We start from the raw sequence: 14,985 nt of genomic DNA, 5'->3' as shown, positions 1-14,985 counted from the left end.
CAGACACCGTCTGTTAAATTTGGGAAAAGGAATTTTATATCCACGACTTTACTTTTGAACTAATATTGAATATAATATTAGTACGAAAGGAAGTGACATGATGGGACAATTTGAACAGCTGGATCAGATGCTAACAGCACAAGAAGGAATGCTGCGAACATCGCAGGTCGTATCTTCTGGAATTTCAAAGCCGGTATTTTATGATTATGTGCGTTCACGAGATTTGGATAGAGTCGCACATGGGATTTATCTGTCCAAAGATTCCTGGGTGGATGCCATGTATCTGCTTCATTTGCGATTTGAACAAGCAGTATTTTCACATGAAACAGCTTTATTTTTTCACGATCTGACAGACCGTGAACCAATAGAATATACAGTTACGGTCAAAACTGGATGCAATCCAAGCAAAATGAAAGCAGAAGGCATTCAAGTTTTTACGATTAAAGCAGACTTACATGATGTAGGACTTACAACAGCGAAAACTCCGTTCGGGCATACTGTGCCGGTTTATGATATGGAGCGAACGATCTGTGATTTGCTCAGAAGCCGTAGCAGAATTGAAATTCAGACCTTTCAGGGAGCACTGAAAGCGTATGCCCGTAGAAAAGATAAGAACCTGCGAGCTTTAATGCAATATGCTGGGATGTTCAAGGTGGAAAAAATTTTACGACAGTATTTGGAGGTACTTTTATGATAAAAACAGCAAGGCAGCTTAAAGATTTAATACGAAACCTTTCCAGAGAAAAATCCGCAGATGCTCAGATTTTAATGAGGAACTACATGATGGAGCGTTTTTTGGAGCGTATTTCTCTTTCTGAGTATCGTGATAAGTTTATCTTGAAGGGTGGTATGTTGGTAGCGGCTATGGTTGGATTGGATGCCCGCTCTACGATGGATTTGGATGCAACCATAAAAGGAGCTAATGTTAATGTGGAGGATATTGAGAATCTAATTTCATCAATCGTAACTGTTCCGATTGATGATGGTGTTAAATTTCAGCTGAAAAGTATTTCGGAGATTATGGATGAAGCAGAGTATCCGGGGATTCGTGTCAGCATGAGTACAACATTCGATGGTGTAGTGACCCCTTTGAAAATTGATATTTCTACGGGAGATGCAATCACTCCAAGAGAGGTTCGGTATTCATTCAAACTTATGCTGGAAGATCGCTCCATTGATATTTGGGCTTATAATTTAGAAACTGTGCTGGCAGAAAAACTGGAAACCATTATTACCAGAACCACAACCAATACCCGCATGAGAGATTTCTACGATATTTACATTTTAGAACAGCTGCATGGAACCACGCTGAACCCGAAAATTTTACATGATGCGCTTCTGGCAACTGCTCATAAACGGGGATCGGAGAAGTATCTTAACCAGGCTGAAGAAGTTTTTGACGAAGTGGAAAATGATTCGGTTATGCAAAAACTTTGGGAGGCATACCGTAAAAAGTTTTCTTATGCTTCTGATTTGGAATGGGATGTGATTATGAAAGCAATTCGCAGGTTATATGTTCTTTGCGAGAAGGGCATCAGCTTATGAAAAAGCATGGACACTATTGTAAAATTTGTGGCGAATACAAAGCCAACGAAAAATTTTCAGGCAAAGGTCATGCATCCCACATTTGTAAATCCTGTGCTTCGCTACCAGCAGAAAAGCAGGCTGAACTGATGACACTGAATCGTCTTTTGAATCTTCCATGGAGGCTATCGAAAGAGCAGTTGTCCTGGCTGAAAAATCGACTAAAGGATAGGCGGCCTGATGTCCGTGCATTGGCGCAAGAGCAATATGAAATGAGATTTCCACCAAGACACTTAGAAGATGATGAGTTCAATTTTTTCGATGAAGAAAGTTTTATAGAATAGTGAAAGCGGTCTGCTATGGCAGGCCGTTTTCTTTTCGGGAAGGAGGTCTGACCTATGGCAACCACGAGAATCATGCCGCTTCATGTCGGCAAGGGCCGCACAGAAAGTCGGGCGATCAGTGACATCATCGACTATGTGGCCAACCCAAAGAAAACAGATGACGGCAGACTCATTACCGGCTATGCGTGTGACAGCCGGACTGTGGATGCGGAGTTCCTTCTGGCAAAGCGGCAGTACATTGCCGCTACCGGACGAGTGCGCGGCGCGGATGATGTGATCGCCTATCATGTGCGCCAGTCCTTCCGCCCCGGTGAGATCACTCCGGAAGAAGCGAACTGGCTGGGTGTGGAATTTGCCAAGCGTTTTACCAAGGGCAATCATGCCTTTGTGGTCTGCACTCATATAGACAAATCGCACATTCATAATCACATTATCTGGTCATCGGTCAGCTTAGAATATGACCGGAAATTCCGAAACTTTTGGGGCAGCACCAAGGCGGTCCGTCAGTTGAGCGACACCATCTGCATCGAAAACGGACTGTCTATTGTAGAGAACCCGAAACCTCACGGAAAGAGCTATAACAAATGGCTGGGCGATCAGGCAAAGCCCTCTCACCGAGAGCTGCTTCGTGTGGCGATTGACAATGCATTATCACAAAGTCCTGCTGACTTTGAAGAGCTGCTGAGGCTGCTGCAAGAGTCCGGCTGTGAGGTATCAAAGCGCGGAAAATCATATCGCCTGAAGCTCCCCGGTTGGGAGAAAGCCGCCCGAATGGACAGCCTGGGCGAAGGATATGGATTGGAAGATTTGCAGGCGGTTCTCTCCGGGAAGAAAGCGCATACCCCACGAAAGAAAGTGGTCGCACAGGCAGAGCCGCCGAAGGTCAATCTGCTGGTGGACATTCAAGCAAAATTGCAGGCTGGAAAAGGTGCTGGCTATGCTCGATGGGCCAAGGTGTTCAACCTCAAGCAGATGGCGCAGACCATGAATTACTTGTCAGAGAATAACCTGCTGGAGTATGCGGTTTTGGAAGAAAAGGCTGCGGCTGCCACGGCACATCACAATGAGCTTTCGGCGCAGATCAAAGCGGCTGAAAAGCGCATGGCAGAGATTGCTGTTCTGCGTACTCACATTGTAAATTATGCCAAGACCCGTGAGGTCTATGTGGCATACCGCAAGGCAGGCTACTCTAAGAACTTCCGGGAGGAACATGAGGAAGAAATTCTGCTCCACCAGGCTGCTAAGAATGCCTTTGATGAGATGGGCGTCAAGAAGCTGCCCAAGGTCAAAGAGTTACAGACGGAGTACGCGAAATTGCTGGAAGAAAAGAAAAAGACCTATGCCGAGTACCGGCGTTCCCGTGAGGAAATGCGGGAGCTTTTAACGGCAAAGGCCAATGTGGATCGAGTGCTGAAAATGGAGGTAGAACAGGATGTTGAAAAAGAAAAAGACCACGGCCAGCGATAAGCTGGTCCTGGTCAAAAGCGTTCGTAGAACGCGCAGCCACAGAATGAAATTCTGTGTTCAAAGGGGCTTGGGGGCACTGCCCTCAACAAGCAGTTTGTGGCGAAATGGATAGCCACAAGCATTGCTTGCCACAATATGCTGCGCATAAAATGAAAAACTAACGACGGGACGCTTACTGCCTCCTATCGTTAGTTTTCTGTGTTTAAGCGACTTATAAAACCAATCAGCATAATCAAATCGTCATCTGACATCTTTCTCATTCCGTCCAAAGCCTTCTTGATAAGCTGAGGGTTATTTTCCTGTGCATCAAAAAATTGAAGCGGTGTGATTTCAAAATACTCACAGATGTTGAGGAACTGCTTCATAGACGGCATAGAACGCCCAGAGGAAATCGCCTGAATATAGCTTCTGTTCTGCCCTAACTCCATGCTCATCTGATATTCTGAAACACCTTTTTTCAATCGCAATTCTGTGATCCGATTGCGGATAAATTCTTCGTCCATACGCTCACCTCTCTGCTCTTTTAGCATAGCAGAAAGCAATTCTTGATACTTCGTATGTATTGTGTTATAATTTTATAATACAACCTTTATACGCATTATTATTTGCGTTATTTTTGCTTTATATGCGTAATCAAGGCAGTTATCAAGGGTGATTTATATGAATCAGTATGCCTGCGCCATTACCGGCCACCGACCAACAAGATTTTTCTTTGGATATAATGAGGAAGATCCCCTATGCCAAAAATTAAAAGAATGTCTCCTGGAGCAGTTTCGGATACTTCATGACGAGAAATTTGTCCGTACTTTTTTTGTCGGCGGTGCTCTTGGTGTGGATATGTGGGCTGGAGAACAGCTGCTGACATTGAGGGCACAAACGGGATACGAAGATATTAAAATTGTCGTTGTAGTTCCCTTCATCGGTTATGACTCTAAATGGCCGGATCAGAGTAGACATAGATTGAAAAAGCTGATCCAAAACGCAAACGATTCCATTGTTATTTCACATTCTGCGGATGTTTCCAGTTATAAAAAAAGGAATTACTATATGGTCGATCATGCAGAGTACCTTATCGGTGTGTTTGATAATCAGAAAAAGCTGCGCTCAGGTACAGCACAGACAGTCAACTATGCCTTGCATCAGGGAAAAGTAATCACTCTGATCCATCCAGACACTATGGAGATAACAGCCCCTGCGCCTTAACAAATTCACAAAAATTTTTCATTAGCATTTCCAACAAAATATTTTCATTGAAGGGGTGCTGTGATATAATAAGATATAAAACTACGCTCAGAACAAATGGTGCCGCTATGAACAAATATATTGGACAGCAATTTGCTGCTTTAAGATACGAAAAAAATATTTTGGTTGTTGAAGAAACTACATCTGCTGGTGGATGCGGCTCCTTCAACGCGGCTTCTTCATGTCCTGCGTCAGCCTGTCTTTATGACAGTGCGGCGTGGGGCTTTTTTATTGTTTGAAAAGAGTATGAAAAGAGAAATACCAGCAGGTATTTGCGTGAGGAGGAAGTAGAATGAACAGTGAACAGATCACAGCATTTTTGCAAGAGCATTGGTACATTGCCTCGGTGCTCATCGGGGCCGTGATTTTGTTTGGAGCGATCCGCAACTGGAACTGGCTCTGCGACCCCACTGGTACGCGGGATGCCCATCGACACAGCAGAGGATACCGGCGTGTGGTTTTCTTTCTGCTGGGTGTCCTCTTGATTGTGGTGAGTATCTGGGGATTTGTGCTGAAATTGAAATAGGAGGAGAAAGACTATGATGACTGAGAAATATCCCACCTGGCTCATCGGCCATGTGAAAGAATGGGCGGAGAAGCGTTTGCCCACCGTGATACTTTGTTCCACCACCGGCAATGAACTGCTGGAGGTTTGGTATTACGGAGATCTGCTCACGGTGAAAGGAGAACCCCAATCCTATATCATAGATAGCGACGAGGCCCCCGGACTGGTGACAGCCCGTGACCCGGAGAGCGGCGAGGAGTTCGTCATCTTTGACGGTGGACGGCATGGCTACGACAATATGTTCTGCGATGAACATGATCCATCCGAGCTGGAGCACCGCCCCCTCAAGCGGTATGAGATCCCCGCCTCCAAGTTGGTGCTGGAGCTGGGGTACAGCATTGACTATGAGGACGAAAAAGAGAACTTTGAACCGGATGAGGCGGATACCGTGGAACTGATCAACGGTGAACGGATGCCGTGGGAGCAGGCCAAGCGGGACGGCATCGACTATATCGCCCTTTACTATGTGAACGAGAAAGGAAAACCAGTCCAGATCCTGGACGCAGAGCTGGCCTGAGTATACCGCAGCCAGATGACGGGATAAAGGAGGGCGACAGCGTGATCGGGACAGATGAAAACCGGGCGGTGCTCCATGTGGAGGTCATCTTCTGGAGCGGCAAACGAAAAATACCACCCAGCCTGGTCAGCGGAAAGTATTGTCCCCATTTTGTGGTCACAGGAACTACAGAATATTTGGGTGTATGCTTTCTGGACGGAACCGAGTGTACATTTGATACACCAGCTTTGGGAAATGCCCAACCCCTATATCCAGATACCATTGACTATGCCCCGCTGGAAAACAATGCGGAATTTTTGATCTATGAGGGAGCCAATGCCGTTGGCAAGGGCCGGGTGCTGGGCCGAACCGTTCCCTATAAAGTGAAACAACAACGAAAGTAGGTGCCTTATGTACCAAATTGCATATATTGGCCGCTGGGAGACCCTCCCGGAAACGGCTGCCGCCATTTGTGACTATGACACTTCCAAGCTGGAGGTACTGCTCCAGGGCGGTCTGGATTTAGATGACCCCATTCAGCTCAGCGAGTATATCAAACTCACACCACTGGAGATCGCGGTTTTTCGGAATGATGTGCCCATGATCCACTTCCTGCTGGAGCATGGAGCTGATCCCGGTCTGGCAGAGGAACAGCCCCTGCTGCTCACTGCCGCCCGCTGTTGTGGGCCGGAGGTGGTGGCGCTCTTTGCTGGACAGGCCGCAAAACTCAGCCCGAAGCAGAAAGAGCGGGCCTTTCAGGAAGTACGCTGGGGCAAGCGCCCGGAGAATATCCCGGTGCTGGAGCAGGCTGGGATCACAGTGGATAAGTTTGGCGGCGAGGCATTCCGGGCCGCTGTGTCCGAGGGCAATGCCAAACTTGCCCGACTGCTTCTGGAAAAAGGGGCAGACATCAATTACCACAAGCCGGACATGGTGTTCCCTTACGCCTCCACCCCTGTCACCGAGGCCGCCCGCTCCAACAATTTCTCCATGGTGCGCTGGCTGGTGGAACAGGGAGCCGACATCACCATTGCCGACAAATACGGCGACCGGCCTTACACCGTGGCGGTGCAGAACAAAAATCAGGAGCTGGCCGACTACTTAAAAGCCCTGGAACCGGAGGACTGGCACAACGAACAGGAAAAGGCCCGGCAGCTCATGCCATATAAACTGCCCGCCAAGTTGGTGGAATACTTGAAAACCGGCCCCCTGCGTTTGGAATTCCCGGAGCAGGAATGGGTGAAATGGGCGGAGCTGTACGCCTACATGGATGTGCAGGAGATGACCTGGAAACGGAAGAAGCTGCTCTCCCTCATGGCGGCCATGGACAATTACAGCGACTACCTGCTGCTGTGGAGCCCCAGGGACAAAAAGCTGTGGTATCTGGACATCGAGCATGAGGAATTCCACTCTCTGGCCAAATGGGATGACTTCATCGCAGATCCCGGCCGGTATCTGAACGGGATGATTGAGGGCGAGTTTGAGGAATAAGGAGAATGATCTATGTTTGAAGAATTTTATGAGATGTACGAGTCCGAGGAGCAGGAAGTGGTCGCTTTGATCAATCGCTGCATCGGGGGCGGATATAACAACAGGGGCAACTTTTGGGAAATGACCGTTGTGACGCTGGGCGTGGTATTTTGTGACACCGGCAAGGTCAGCACCAAAGAGGAGCGGCTGGAGTGGCCGGTCACCGATGAGGAGCGTCACAGCGAAAAGGGCTGGGAACGCTTTCAAAACGAGCAGATCTGCCGCCTGAAGATCCGCCGGATGAAAGAAGAATGGGCAAAGGATCTGGTGTCGTGGCCCTGGTGTATCTCCCAGGTGGTCAAGGCCCACGAGGACTGTCCGGAACTTCAAGCCGTTCTGGACGAGTACCACAAGCCGGTGGTGATCCAGGACCAGGTGCTGGGTGAACTGAAGCTGGACAAGGACTATGATACCTTCGAGGGAGAAATCCAGTGGTGCGGAAAGGGTGTAAGCCTTTCTCTGGAGGTCAATGCCGAGAGCAAGCCCTCCTGGACCCGCGCCCGCAGTGCCGCCAAGAAGCTGCTGGCCGACTGTGAAACCTGGGACAAGGCCATGCGGGAGCTTGCAGCCAAGAACCTGACCGGGCTGGCCAACGACTGGCTCTCCCAGGATGAGGAAAATCCCCGCAATCCGGAAACCAATCCCATCACAGAGGAAGAGCTGGACCGGCGGATCAGCATGACCAGCCTATCCGTCACCTCCGGCGGCAGCTTCACCGCCTGGTTTGACTGCGACGAGATGTTCACCGACCATGCGGTGACGGTCTACGGTTCCTTGAAGAAGGGCCTCAAAACTGCCAACATTGAGGGGTAAGGAGGATAACATTATGAAACTGAGCTGTAAACGCATTGATTTTACATATACCCCTGGCGAGGAAATCTTCACCTTTCCCGATGAATCGGGACTGCCCTTTCTCTTCGATGTAGAGAAAGAACTGACCGGCGATCCTGCTGCCATGGATGCGGTGGGAGAAATGCTGGATGAGGCGGAGAAATTGGCGGAGAAGGCCAAAGCCGCCATCAAAGCGGCGCTGGTGGACGAGGACAGCCGCTACCATGGCGTTGTGACATTTTTCATGGAGTTCTACCGGGACGATGTAGACCCGGATATTGCGGCGGAACTTTTTCCGGGAACCGACCCGGCCAAGCTGTCCTTTGCCGAGATGGTGGACTTTTTGCGGCTTGATCGCTTTGGCAGCCTGGTGGATTACAAGATGGATCAACAAGTTTTCATTATGGATCTGTCCTTCAACCCGGAGATCACCGACGAGCTGATGGTAATCTACTTTGACTTGAAGAAGGAGATTTTCTGTATCACACATGAGAGCTGAGGAGCAAAAAAGAGAAAAATATCTGCCCACACTTCTGGTTCAGCAGATCCGCCTGCAATGGTATAAAGACTGCCGGGGCGGAAATGCGGCCGCACAGCGGAACCAGTATCCCAGAGCCATGCGGCTGCCGAAAGACTTCTTCTCTTATCATTCCTTTGGCCTGCCTACACACTTTGTATCTATCTTACAGAGGCCCGATGGATTTCAGATCGATAGGGACTGTCGTAGGCTGATGGAATGGAAGCCGAATGGCACAATGCGACTTCACCCTTTTGAACTGATTCAGCAGGAGTCCGGAATCCAGGTGCGATACCGCTATGATTGGCATATCGGGGCAATGCCAGAGCGATATACCTATGATAAAACCGGGCAAAAGCTACCTCTCAATGAATTGGCGCTGAATCTGGCCCCCGGTGATTATGGGCGGGCTGTCTGCAATGGGCGGTTCCGGGACTGGGATACAGGAATCTGGTATTATGTACTGGACATTTTGAATGTGATGCCGCTTACAGAACCCACCGACGCATTGACCAGTTTTATGGACAGAGAACCCAGTAAGATATATACCAAGATCGACCGGCTGTGGTGAGGAAAGACAGGAGGATATTTTGCCAGGGACGAGAAACGGATCTATGCTTACGGTAAGCAGCTTCCCAAGGCGGATCTGCCCTCATGGGAATTGCTCAGTCACTGGTATTCCCGCGATGCCAAGCGGGTGTACTACCTCAACCGAGAGATCAAGGGGGCGGATCGGGACAGTTTTGTGGTATGTACCCCTCTGGACGCGGCTCCACTTGCTGATCATCTGGCCCGCGACAAAGACCATTTTTACCAGAATGATGAGATGATCGAAGAAACGCTGTGGCTGGAACGGCTGCACGAAATGACCCAAGAACCGTAAACGGAGGAAAACGGCTATGGACTATTTGAAGATATTGCACGAAAACCCTGATTTGGCGGATGAATTTGATTCGCTGTTTGACTTCTTCCTGCTGGATGAGTTGTCCCCGCGGGATGACGCGGAAGGCCGATGCACCTTTTCAATGCCCGGCATGGCCTTTGCCAGAGATGGCTCCGGCGGAGAATACCACCTGTTGGAAGATGGTTCCATTGGATATTACAGCAGCGAAGGGGAGGCTGGCCGTCTGGCTGAGAGCATGGATGATCTCTTTTCCCTGCTTGTGAGCTGTATCTGCTGGCACGACTACTGTGATGCAAAGCAGTATGTGGATTCCAAAACACTGGAGGAGTATGGGCAGAGACAGCGCAACTGTAACTTGGAAGATATGGATATGGACAGCTGGCGGCGGGTAGCTGATGCCCTCGGCATCCCTACTGGTGAGCCGCTGGCTCCGGTTCTGGAGCGATTCCGCAAAGCAACACAGCGCCAGCCTCTGTATCAGTGTATTTTCCATGAGGATGATGGCAGCTTGACCGAATCATACGGCTTGATGTTTGAATGAGAAAGGAGCAATCCCTATGAAAGCATTTGACCCCAATTACAAACTGCTGGACGAGATGTATCAGGACAATTACTATCCTGCTTTTTTGGTAGACAAGGTAAAGGACGAGCTTCAGAAGGTCATCGACCTGTTGGAGAGTGGCGAAACCGACACCGAAGTGGTGCAGGAAACGCTGGACGAGGCGGTCTGCGGCATCAATGATTTCCAGGAGGAGTTTGACGAGCACGACAGCGAGATCGAAACGGTGGCCCGTGAATGTATCGCGGCAACCGTGGCCTACATTCTGGAGTGGTTTGGCATTCCTATTGACACCGAGGAGGCCATCCGGGAACGGGACTGGTGAACCCTATGGCAGAAAAAGAACTGGCCGTTTGTGATGAGTGCGGAAGCCTGTTTTTCAAAGGCTCCTCACAGATGATGGGGCTGTGCCCGGAATGTGCACATGTTCTCTATGGCTACCCGAATTGTGACCATCATTTTCAGGATGGCCGGTGTGTGAACTGCTACTGGGATGGCTCAAAGAGCGTGTATATCAAAAAACAGAACCAACAGGAGGAAACTGATATGCCTACAACTGAATGGTTGAACAAATACGAAGCAATCAAGGATAAATTGACCTGTAAAGATGACTTGGAGGCCCATTTCACAGAGAAAGTGATTGGGAACATGGCGGTGGATGTACTGGACATCGGTGTCGTCCATTTCCCCACCGGGCAGATCTTCGCCTGTGATCCGCTGGTGGAACTGGAGGACACTCTGCCGTTCCTTCAAACGATCCCCGCCGGAACTTATCCCGTGAAAATCTGCGTGGTACCCAGCGAACAATACGGCGACCGCTACGCCTGCGTCAAGGTGGAGGTCAGCCGGGAAAAGCCTGTCCGCCATGAGCTGGGCATGGTGGGCAACGAGGATCTGGACGAGGAACTGGGAGAGGACGAGTATTTTGGCTTTGGCGTAGACGCCGGGATGGGCTGTGTCGCGGACATCCAGACCCAGGCGGCCTTCAAGGCATACTGGGCCAAGCGTTTAGAAGAAGACCCGGACATCGACCCCTACAACGACCTGTTCTGCGATCTTCTGGAAGAAAACGCCAAAGCCTACCCCAAATATCAGGGGGACTGCGGCGACTGGCTCAACTGGACAGTGCCGGGCACGGACTGCAACCTGCCCATCTTTGCCTCCGGCTGGGGGGATGGTTACTATCCTGTCTACTTCGGGTATGACGCCAAGGGCAAAATCTGCGCCGTGTATGTGCGGTTCATTGACATTGAAGCCAGTTATCGAGAGCAGGATTAAAAATGTGACAGAACAAAGGAGAACACTATGAAAGACCTTTGCCAATACGGAAACCGGCCGGAGGACGAATGGGAAATCTTGCCCTGGATACCTGACCCGCGTCCGCCCTTCAAAATCTGGGTGAAGCCGGAGCAGATTGCGCCATTCTTTCTCATTCCCCACCACCCCTATGCGCTCTCCCTTCTGCTGAAAATCAACAATGGATTCCGGACGGAAGTATTCCGTCGGCTGGGACTGACTGGAAGCAGCGGAGACTGGGAGCGGCTGGTCCGGGGCGTGATCCAGGAGTTCGAGGAAAATAACAGCGGCGTGGATCTGTTTCACTTCGACTCTGACGAGGATGTGTTCTGCGTGTACTCCCAATACATCGACGATTTGATGCTGCTGTCCAAGATGATCCGGGCGGCCTGTGACAATGAAAAAACGATGGGGATGTATCTGAACATGAGCGAGGTTGCGAAAGCATGAAAGATTTGACCACTCAAACAGGGATTATAGTAAAATGCAGTAAAACGGCCATTGAATTTTTCCAAAATGCTCAATCAGTGGATTTCTTCTCTGCACTGGAAATTCCGAAGGAATTCCAAGACATAGCGGTTGAGTTTTATGATTTGATTATGGAAAACGATCATCTCGCGGCCTTGCTGGGCTGTCGCGGCAATTATGATATTGCAATACAGATAGATGAGGTAACCGGCACCATGACGGGGTGGCATTGGTTCAAATGAGGGGAATGGAATGATGGAGTACATCAAGCTTTTTTGGGAGGACGCACCGGAGGGAGAACCGTCGGTGATCCTCTATGAAGTGGATACAGAAAATGAGCGGCTGGCCCTCCACTCCATTGACATCTTTGCAGATGGCCGCACCCGCAATATCCCTGACCTTTACGACGGCGCCATCGAGATCACGCCGATCCCCACCGTGGAGGAATTGAACGCCCATGTCTGGGGTGAGGAGTTCCACGCCTGCGTCATAGAGCAGGCGGAATTTGAGGCCGCCTGGGAAAGCCACACCTATGATGGAGCGTTAAAGTAGCCAGGAGGAGACACTATGAACAAACCTATAAAAGCCAAAAATCTGCCGTTGTTCTCCATCATTGACCTGGACCAGCTGCGCCGGGAAAAACATCTGGAGGGCACAGAAGTGACAGACTTTTTCACGGCAAGGGATGGAAAAGTCTATCTTCTCATGGAACAGCCGTCCGAAACACAGGGTAAGGACTGGCTCAGCACTCCTTCCACCTATACCGCAGTGGAAATCCAGCTGGATTGGGCGGAACAGCGGGTGCTGGAAACGACGCTGTTTCCTCTTGGCCTCTTGAAGTTCCAGTTTCATTATTTGCGGCCCGCAGGTGATCACTTCCTCCTGCTGGGGGCAAGATGCGCCTATCGGGAAAACGGCCCCGACCAGAACGCCTGGATCGTCAGCCGGGACGGAGCTGTGCTGTCCCGTTTCTGCCTGGGGGATGGCATTCAAGACTGTGTGGTAAAAAAAGATGGCACCATCATTACCAGCTACTTTGACGAAGGTGTATTTGGTAATTACGGTTGGGATGAACCTCTGGGTGCTTGCGGCCTGATTGCATGGACATCGGAGGGAACTCCTCTCTGGAAGAATGAGAACTATTCCATCTATGACTGCTACGCCATCAGCCTGGACGAAGAAGAAAACCTGTGGTTTTATTATTACGATGAATTCCGGCTGGTGCGGACGAACTTCAAAGAGGACTTTGTATTTGAACTGCCAATCGAAGGAAGCGGAGCTTTTTCTGTTGCCCCGTCCGGCAATACCTTCCTGTTTCAAGGCGGATACCAGCAACGGGATAAATTCTACTTCCTTACCGCTCATGGTGATCACCTTGGGAAAAAACAGGAGGCTATTCCCACCTGTGACGGAAACAAGGTCGCTGTGGAGCAGTGCAGCCTGCTTCGCAGCCGGATGTTGTTCCTTGGAAAAGATGGTGTGCTCTATGGAGGTATTGGGGGGAGCGATGGCCAATGAAACAGTCTGATATTTATACCGAGGCTCTGACCTGTCTGCGCTCCATCCTTCTGGCAGACCATCCAGAGTTCCAAAACTGGATCGACTGGTTGGAGCGGGACATTCAGGACTGGAACCAGCGGCGGGAGGTTGCCCACCATCTTCGGGCATACGGAGGTATGGGCTCGTTCAACGACCTGCCCAGTATGCGTGGAAATCACGACTATATTTTCGACTTTCTCAAGTCCGTGTGCTATGCCTTCGGCCATCTTTATGGCAAACGGGAAGGCATTTCTCCGGAGGCATTGATGGAGGAGTGCCTGCACGATGTAGAGCAGGCAGCCTATCACCCCCATAAGGCACTGAACCAAGCCATTGCCCAGCACTTGATGCAGGGCGATTTACAGGAAAACCTGGATAGGCTGTAGGAGGACTTGTTATGAACAAAAGACTATTCCGCACCCAATTCAATCAAATGGAAAACATCGAGAAGCAGGTGCTGATGGAGAGCCTGGCTGCCCGTTATGATATGACCTTTCTCGGTCTACATACTTTTGACCGCTGGGGCCAGAGCTGCACCACCGGCATCTTCAAGAAAGATGGTCGGGAGTTCGTCTTTGTCCCCGGCGATACCGTCACCCTGGGCTGGGAGCAGTTTGCCGTGGGATTGAATCAGGAGAGCCGGGAGGAATTGGAGTATCTGTTCCGAGAATGGGAAATGGAGCGGGACCCGGAGGAGATGATTCGGGAAAGCATGGCTCCTGTTCGGCAGGCGGCCATTGGACCCATGCTGGTGGGCCGGGAGCTGGAGGAAATTAACTGGGAGCCAGTCAAAATGGATGATCCCAGACTGACTGTCCACCCTGACTGGCTGAAGGAATTCTGTGATTTTGCCTGGAGTGACAGCAGCAGTCTTACCTTGCATCAGTCGGCCCGCATTGAGCGGACGGAAAAGGGCTTTCAGATCTGTATCTATAACCACACAGACTACGATGCGCTTCTTGCCATGCTGGAAAACAGGGGCTTCTCCCTGCCCACGGCGGACGAGTGGGCCTACCTGTGTGGCGGCGGGTGTCGGACCCTGTTTCCATGGGGAGATGAGTTAGACTACTCCATGCGTCTGCACTGGTTTGAGAACATGGATGAGGATGAGAACCGGCCCTATGACATGGAGGAGCCCAACTTCTTCGGCCTGTCCATCGCCTACGATCCCTATATGCGGGAAGTGGTGCAGGCTGATAGGCTTACCACCTGCGGCGGTGACGGCGGATGCAATATCTGCGGTGGGCTGGGCCCATTTCTCGGTTTCCTACCCTGTTCGCCCCACTGTAAGCCAGAAGTGCAGGAGGACAATGAACTAAACGGAGATTATGACTTTTATCGGCCTATCATTCGGTTGGAGAACTATGATTGACAATAGAAGCTTGATACGAAATAAAGAAAGAGAGGTGCCGACATGGGAGCATGGGGCATAAAAGCATTAGAGCGTGACGAAGGGTTGGATGTACTGGACATCCTCAAAAATGAATATGTACCGGAGCATCCGGTAATGGATCTGGGCGAGATGATCGAACTGATGAAAGAGGAAGTCATGCTGGGATCTGACTTCTCACAAATCGACTTCCTCTTTGACAATACTGCGATGGCTCTGGCGGAGCTGTATTTCCAATGGAAGGATAACAGCAAACTGGACTACGATCATGAAGAAGCTATATGGGATAAAGTCACCGGTTTCACAGCATCCA

24 protein-coding genes and 1 pseudogene are annotated in these 14,985 nt (G+C 50.2%); 24 read left to right on the top strand and 1 reads right to left on the bottom strand.

The window, feature by feature from the left end:
- The first annotated feature begins 100 nt into the window (after positions 1-100).
- The 4 genes from H8S55_RS04485 to H8S55_RS04470 are packed head-to-tail and all read left to right on the top strand — an operon-like array spanning position 101 to position 3,335.
- Complete coding sequence (locus tag H8S55_RS04485; protein WP_425516120.1) at positions 101-694, top strand: type IV toxin-antitoxin system AbiEi family antitoxin domain-containing protein; 594 nt, start codon at positions 101-103, stop codon at positions 692-694.
- Positions 691-1,545, top strand: a complete 855-nt coding sequence (locus H8S55_RS04480) for a nucleotidyl transferase AbiEii/AbiGii toxin family protein (RefSeq protein WP_002595844.1) — start codon at positions 691-693, stop codon at positions 1,543-1,545. Before H8S55_RS04485 ends, H8S55_RS04480 begins: the two co-directional genes overlap by 4 nt.
- Positions 1,542-1,868, top strand: a complete 327-nt coding sequence (locus H8S55_RS04475; RefSeq protein ID WP_118293341.1) for a hypothetical protein — start codon at positions 1,542-1,544, stop codon at positions 1,866-1,868. The genes H8S55_RS04480 and H8S55_RS04475 overlap by 4 nt, the downstream gene beginning before the upstream one ends.
- A 54-nt stretch (positions 1,869-1,922) precedes the next feature.
- Positions 1,923-3,335 carry a relaxase/mobilization nuclease domain-containing protein gene (locus H8S55_RS04470; RefSeq protein ID WP_186877976.1) on the top strand — a complete coding sequence of 471 codons (1,413 nt, stop codon included), beginning with the start codon at positions 1,923-1,925 and terminating at the stop codon, positions 3,333-3,335.
- Between the two features lie 188 nt (positions 3,336-3,523).
- On the opposite strand, the gene H8S55_RS04465 is transcribed toward H8S55_RS04470, so the two are convergent.
- Positions 3,524-3,865: a helix-turn-helix domain-containing protein gene (locus tag H8S55_RS04465; RefSeq protein ID WP_008723376.1), complete on the bottom strand. Its 342-nt coding sequence runs from the start codon at positions 3,863-3,865 to the stop codon at positions 3,524-3,526.
- Between the two features lie 130 nt (positions 3,866-3,995).
- Between H8S55_RS04465 and H8S55_RS04460 the strand changes: the two genes are divergently transcribed.
- The 20 genes and pseudogenes from H8S55_RS04460 (at position 3,996) to H8S55_RS04370 (ending at position 14,654) form a co-directional block, all read left to right on the top strand.
- Positions 3,996-4,538 carry an SLOG family protein gene (locus tag H8S55_RS04460; RefSeq protein ID WP_186877975.1) on the top strand — a complete coding sequence of 181 codons (543 nt, stop codon included), beginning with the start codon at positions 3,996-3,998 and terminating at the stop codon, positions 4,536-4,538.
- A gap of 107 nt (positions 4,539-4,645) precedes the next feature.
- Positions 4,646-4,816, top strand: a complete 171-nt coding sequence (locus H8S55_RS04455) for a hypothetical protein (RefSeq protein ID WP_166434156.1) — start codon at positions 4,646-4,648, stop codon at positions 4,814-4,816.
- A 53-nt stretch (positions 4,817-4,869) separates the two neighbouring features.
- The gene (locus H8S55_RS04450; RefSeq protein WP_006773021.1) at positions 4,870-5,103 is read left to right on the top strand and encodes an immunity 17 family protein; all 234 of its coding nucleotides are present in this window, start codon (positions 4,870-4,872) and stop codon (positions 5,101-5,103) included.
- 13 nt (positions 5,104-5,116) lie between these two features.
- On the top strand, positions 5,117-5,659 hold the full coding sequence (locus H8S55_RS04445; RefSeq protein WP_006773020.1) for a hypothetical protein: 543 nt from the start codon (positions 5,117-5,119) through the stop codon (positions 5,657-5,659).
- Between the two features lie 41 nt (positions 5,660-5,700).
- Positions 5,701-6,042, top strand: a complete 342-nt coding sequence (locus H8S55_RS04440; RefSeq protein WP_006773019.1) for a hypothetical protein — start codon at positions 5,701-5,703, stop codon at positions 6,040-6,042.
- Positions 6,043-6,049: 7 nt separating this feature from the next.
- The gene (locus H8S55_RS04435) at positions 6,050-7,129 is read left to right on the top strand and encodes an ankyrin repeat domain-containing protein (protein WP_117484449.1); all 1,080 of its coding nucleotides are present in this window, start codon (positions 6,050-6,052) and stop codon (positions 7,127-7,129) included.
- Between the two features lie 12 nt (positions 7,130-7,141).
- On the top strand, positions 7,142-7,981 hold the full coding sequence (locus H8S55_RS04430; protein ID WP_186877974.1) for a DUF2262 domain-containing protein: 840 nt from the start codon (positions 7,142-7,144) through the stop codon (positions 7,979-7,981).
- Between the two features lie 13 nt (positions 7,982-7,994).
- Positions 7,995-8,498 carry a DUF2004 domain-containing protein gene (locus tag H8S55_RS04425; protein WP_118746591.1) on the top strand — a complete coding sequence of 168 codons (504 nt, stop codon included), beginning with the start codon at positions 7,995-7,997 and terminating at the stop codon, positions 8,496-8,498.
- Entirely contained in the window at positions 8,488-9,087 is a 600-nt protein-coding gene (locus H8S55_RS04420; protein ID WP_118746590.1) for a hypothetical protein, read from the top strand. Before H8S55_RS04425 ends, H8S55_RS04420 begins: the two co-directional genes overlap by 11 nt.
- 27 nt (positions 9,088-9,114) lie before the next feature.
- Positions 9,115-9,216, top strand: a pseudogene (locus H8S55_RS14470) (DKNYY domain-containing protein); the annotation flags it as partial.
- Positions 9,214-9,399: a hypothetical protein gene (locus H8S55_RS04415; RefSeq protein WP_366467349.1), complete on the top strand. Its 186-nt coding sequence runs from the start codon at positions 9,214-9,216 to the stop codon at positions 9,397-9,399. The pseudogene H8S55_RS14470 and the gene H8S55_RS04415, both read left to right, overlap by 3 nt.
- Positions 9,400-9,415: 16 nt before the next feature.
- The gene (locus tag H8S55_RS04410) at positions 9,416-9,961 is read left to right on the top strand and encodes a hypothetical protein (RefSeq protein ID WP_186877973.1); all 546 of its coding nucleotides are present in this window, start codon (positions 9,416-9,418) and stop codon (positions 9,959-9,961) included.
- 16 nt (positions 9,962-9,977) lie between these two features.
- Positions 9,978-10,304 (top strand): DUF5713 family protein, encoded by a 327-nt coding sequence (locus tag H8S55_RS04405; protein ID WP_186877972.1) that lies wholly within the window; start codon positions 9,978-9,980, stop codon positions 10,302-10,304.
- A gap of 221 nt (positions 10,305-10,525) precedes the next feature.
- Positions 10,526-11,257 (top strand): DUF4241 domain-containing protein, encoded by a 732-nt coding sequence (locus H8S55_RS04400; protein ID WP_436233135.1) that lies wholly within the window; start codon positions 10,526-10,528, stop codon positions 11,255-11,257.
- 27 nt (positions 11,258-11,284) lie between these two features.
- Positions 11,285-11,725 carry an Imm51 family immunity protein gene (locus H8S55_RS04395; RefSeq protein WP_006773011.1) on the top strand — a complete coding sequence of 147 codons (441 nt, stop codon included), beginning with the start codon at positions 11,285-11,287 and terminating at the stop codon, positions 11,723-11,725.
- Positions 11,722-11,985, top strand: coding sequence for a hypothetical protein (locus H8S55_RS04390; protein ID WP_006773010.1), 264 nt, complete (start codon positions 11,722-11,724; stop codon positions 11,983-11,985). The genes H8S55_RS04395 and H8S55_RS04390 overlap by 4 nt, the downstream gene beginning before the upstream one ends.
- 10 nt (positions 11,986-11,995) lie before the next feature.
- Positions 11,996-12,295, top strand: coding sequence for a DUF6881 domain-containing protein (locus tag H8S55_RS04385; protein ID WP_006773009.1), 300 nt, complete (start codon positions 11,996-11,998; stop codon positions 12,293-12,295).
- Positions 12,296-12,310: 15 nt separating this feature from the next.
- Positions 12,311-13,261: a hypothetical protein gene (locus H8S55_RS04380; RefSeq protein WP_186877970.1), complete on the top strand. Its 951-nt coding sequence runs from the start codon at positions 12,311-12,313 to the stop codon at positions 13,259-13,261.
- Complete coding sequence (locus tag H8S55_RS04375) at positions 13,258-13,668, top strand: DUF6966 domain-containing protein (protein ID WP_002588992.1); 411 nt, start codon at positions 13,258-13,260, stop codon at positions 13,666-13,668. Before H8S55_RS04380 ends, H8S55_RS04375 begins: the two co-directional genes overlap by 4 nt.
- Positions 13,669-13,679: 11 nt before the next feature.
- Positions 13,680-14,654 (top strand): hypothetical protein, encoded by a 975-nt coding sequence (locus H8S55_RS04370; RefSeq protein ID WP_186877969.1) that lies wholly within the window; start codon positions 13,680-13,682, stop codon positions 14,652-14,654.
- Positions 14,655-14,985: the final 331 nt, after the last annotated feature.

It is taken from the genome of Flintibacter faecis, from assembly GCF_014287875.1.
In the GTDB taxonomy this organism is placed as follows: domain Bacteria; phylum Bacillota; class Clostridia; order Oscillospirales; family Oscillospiraceae; genus Lawsonibacter; species Lawsonibacter faecis_A.
This window is presented reverse-complemented; position numbering and strand designations above follow the sequence as displayed.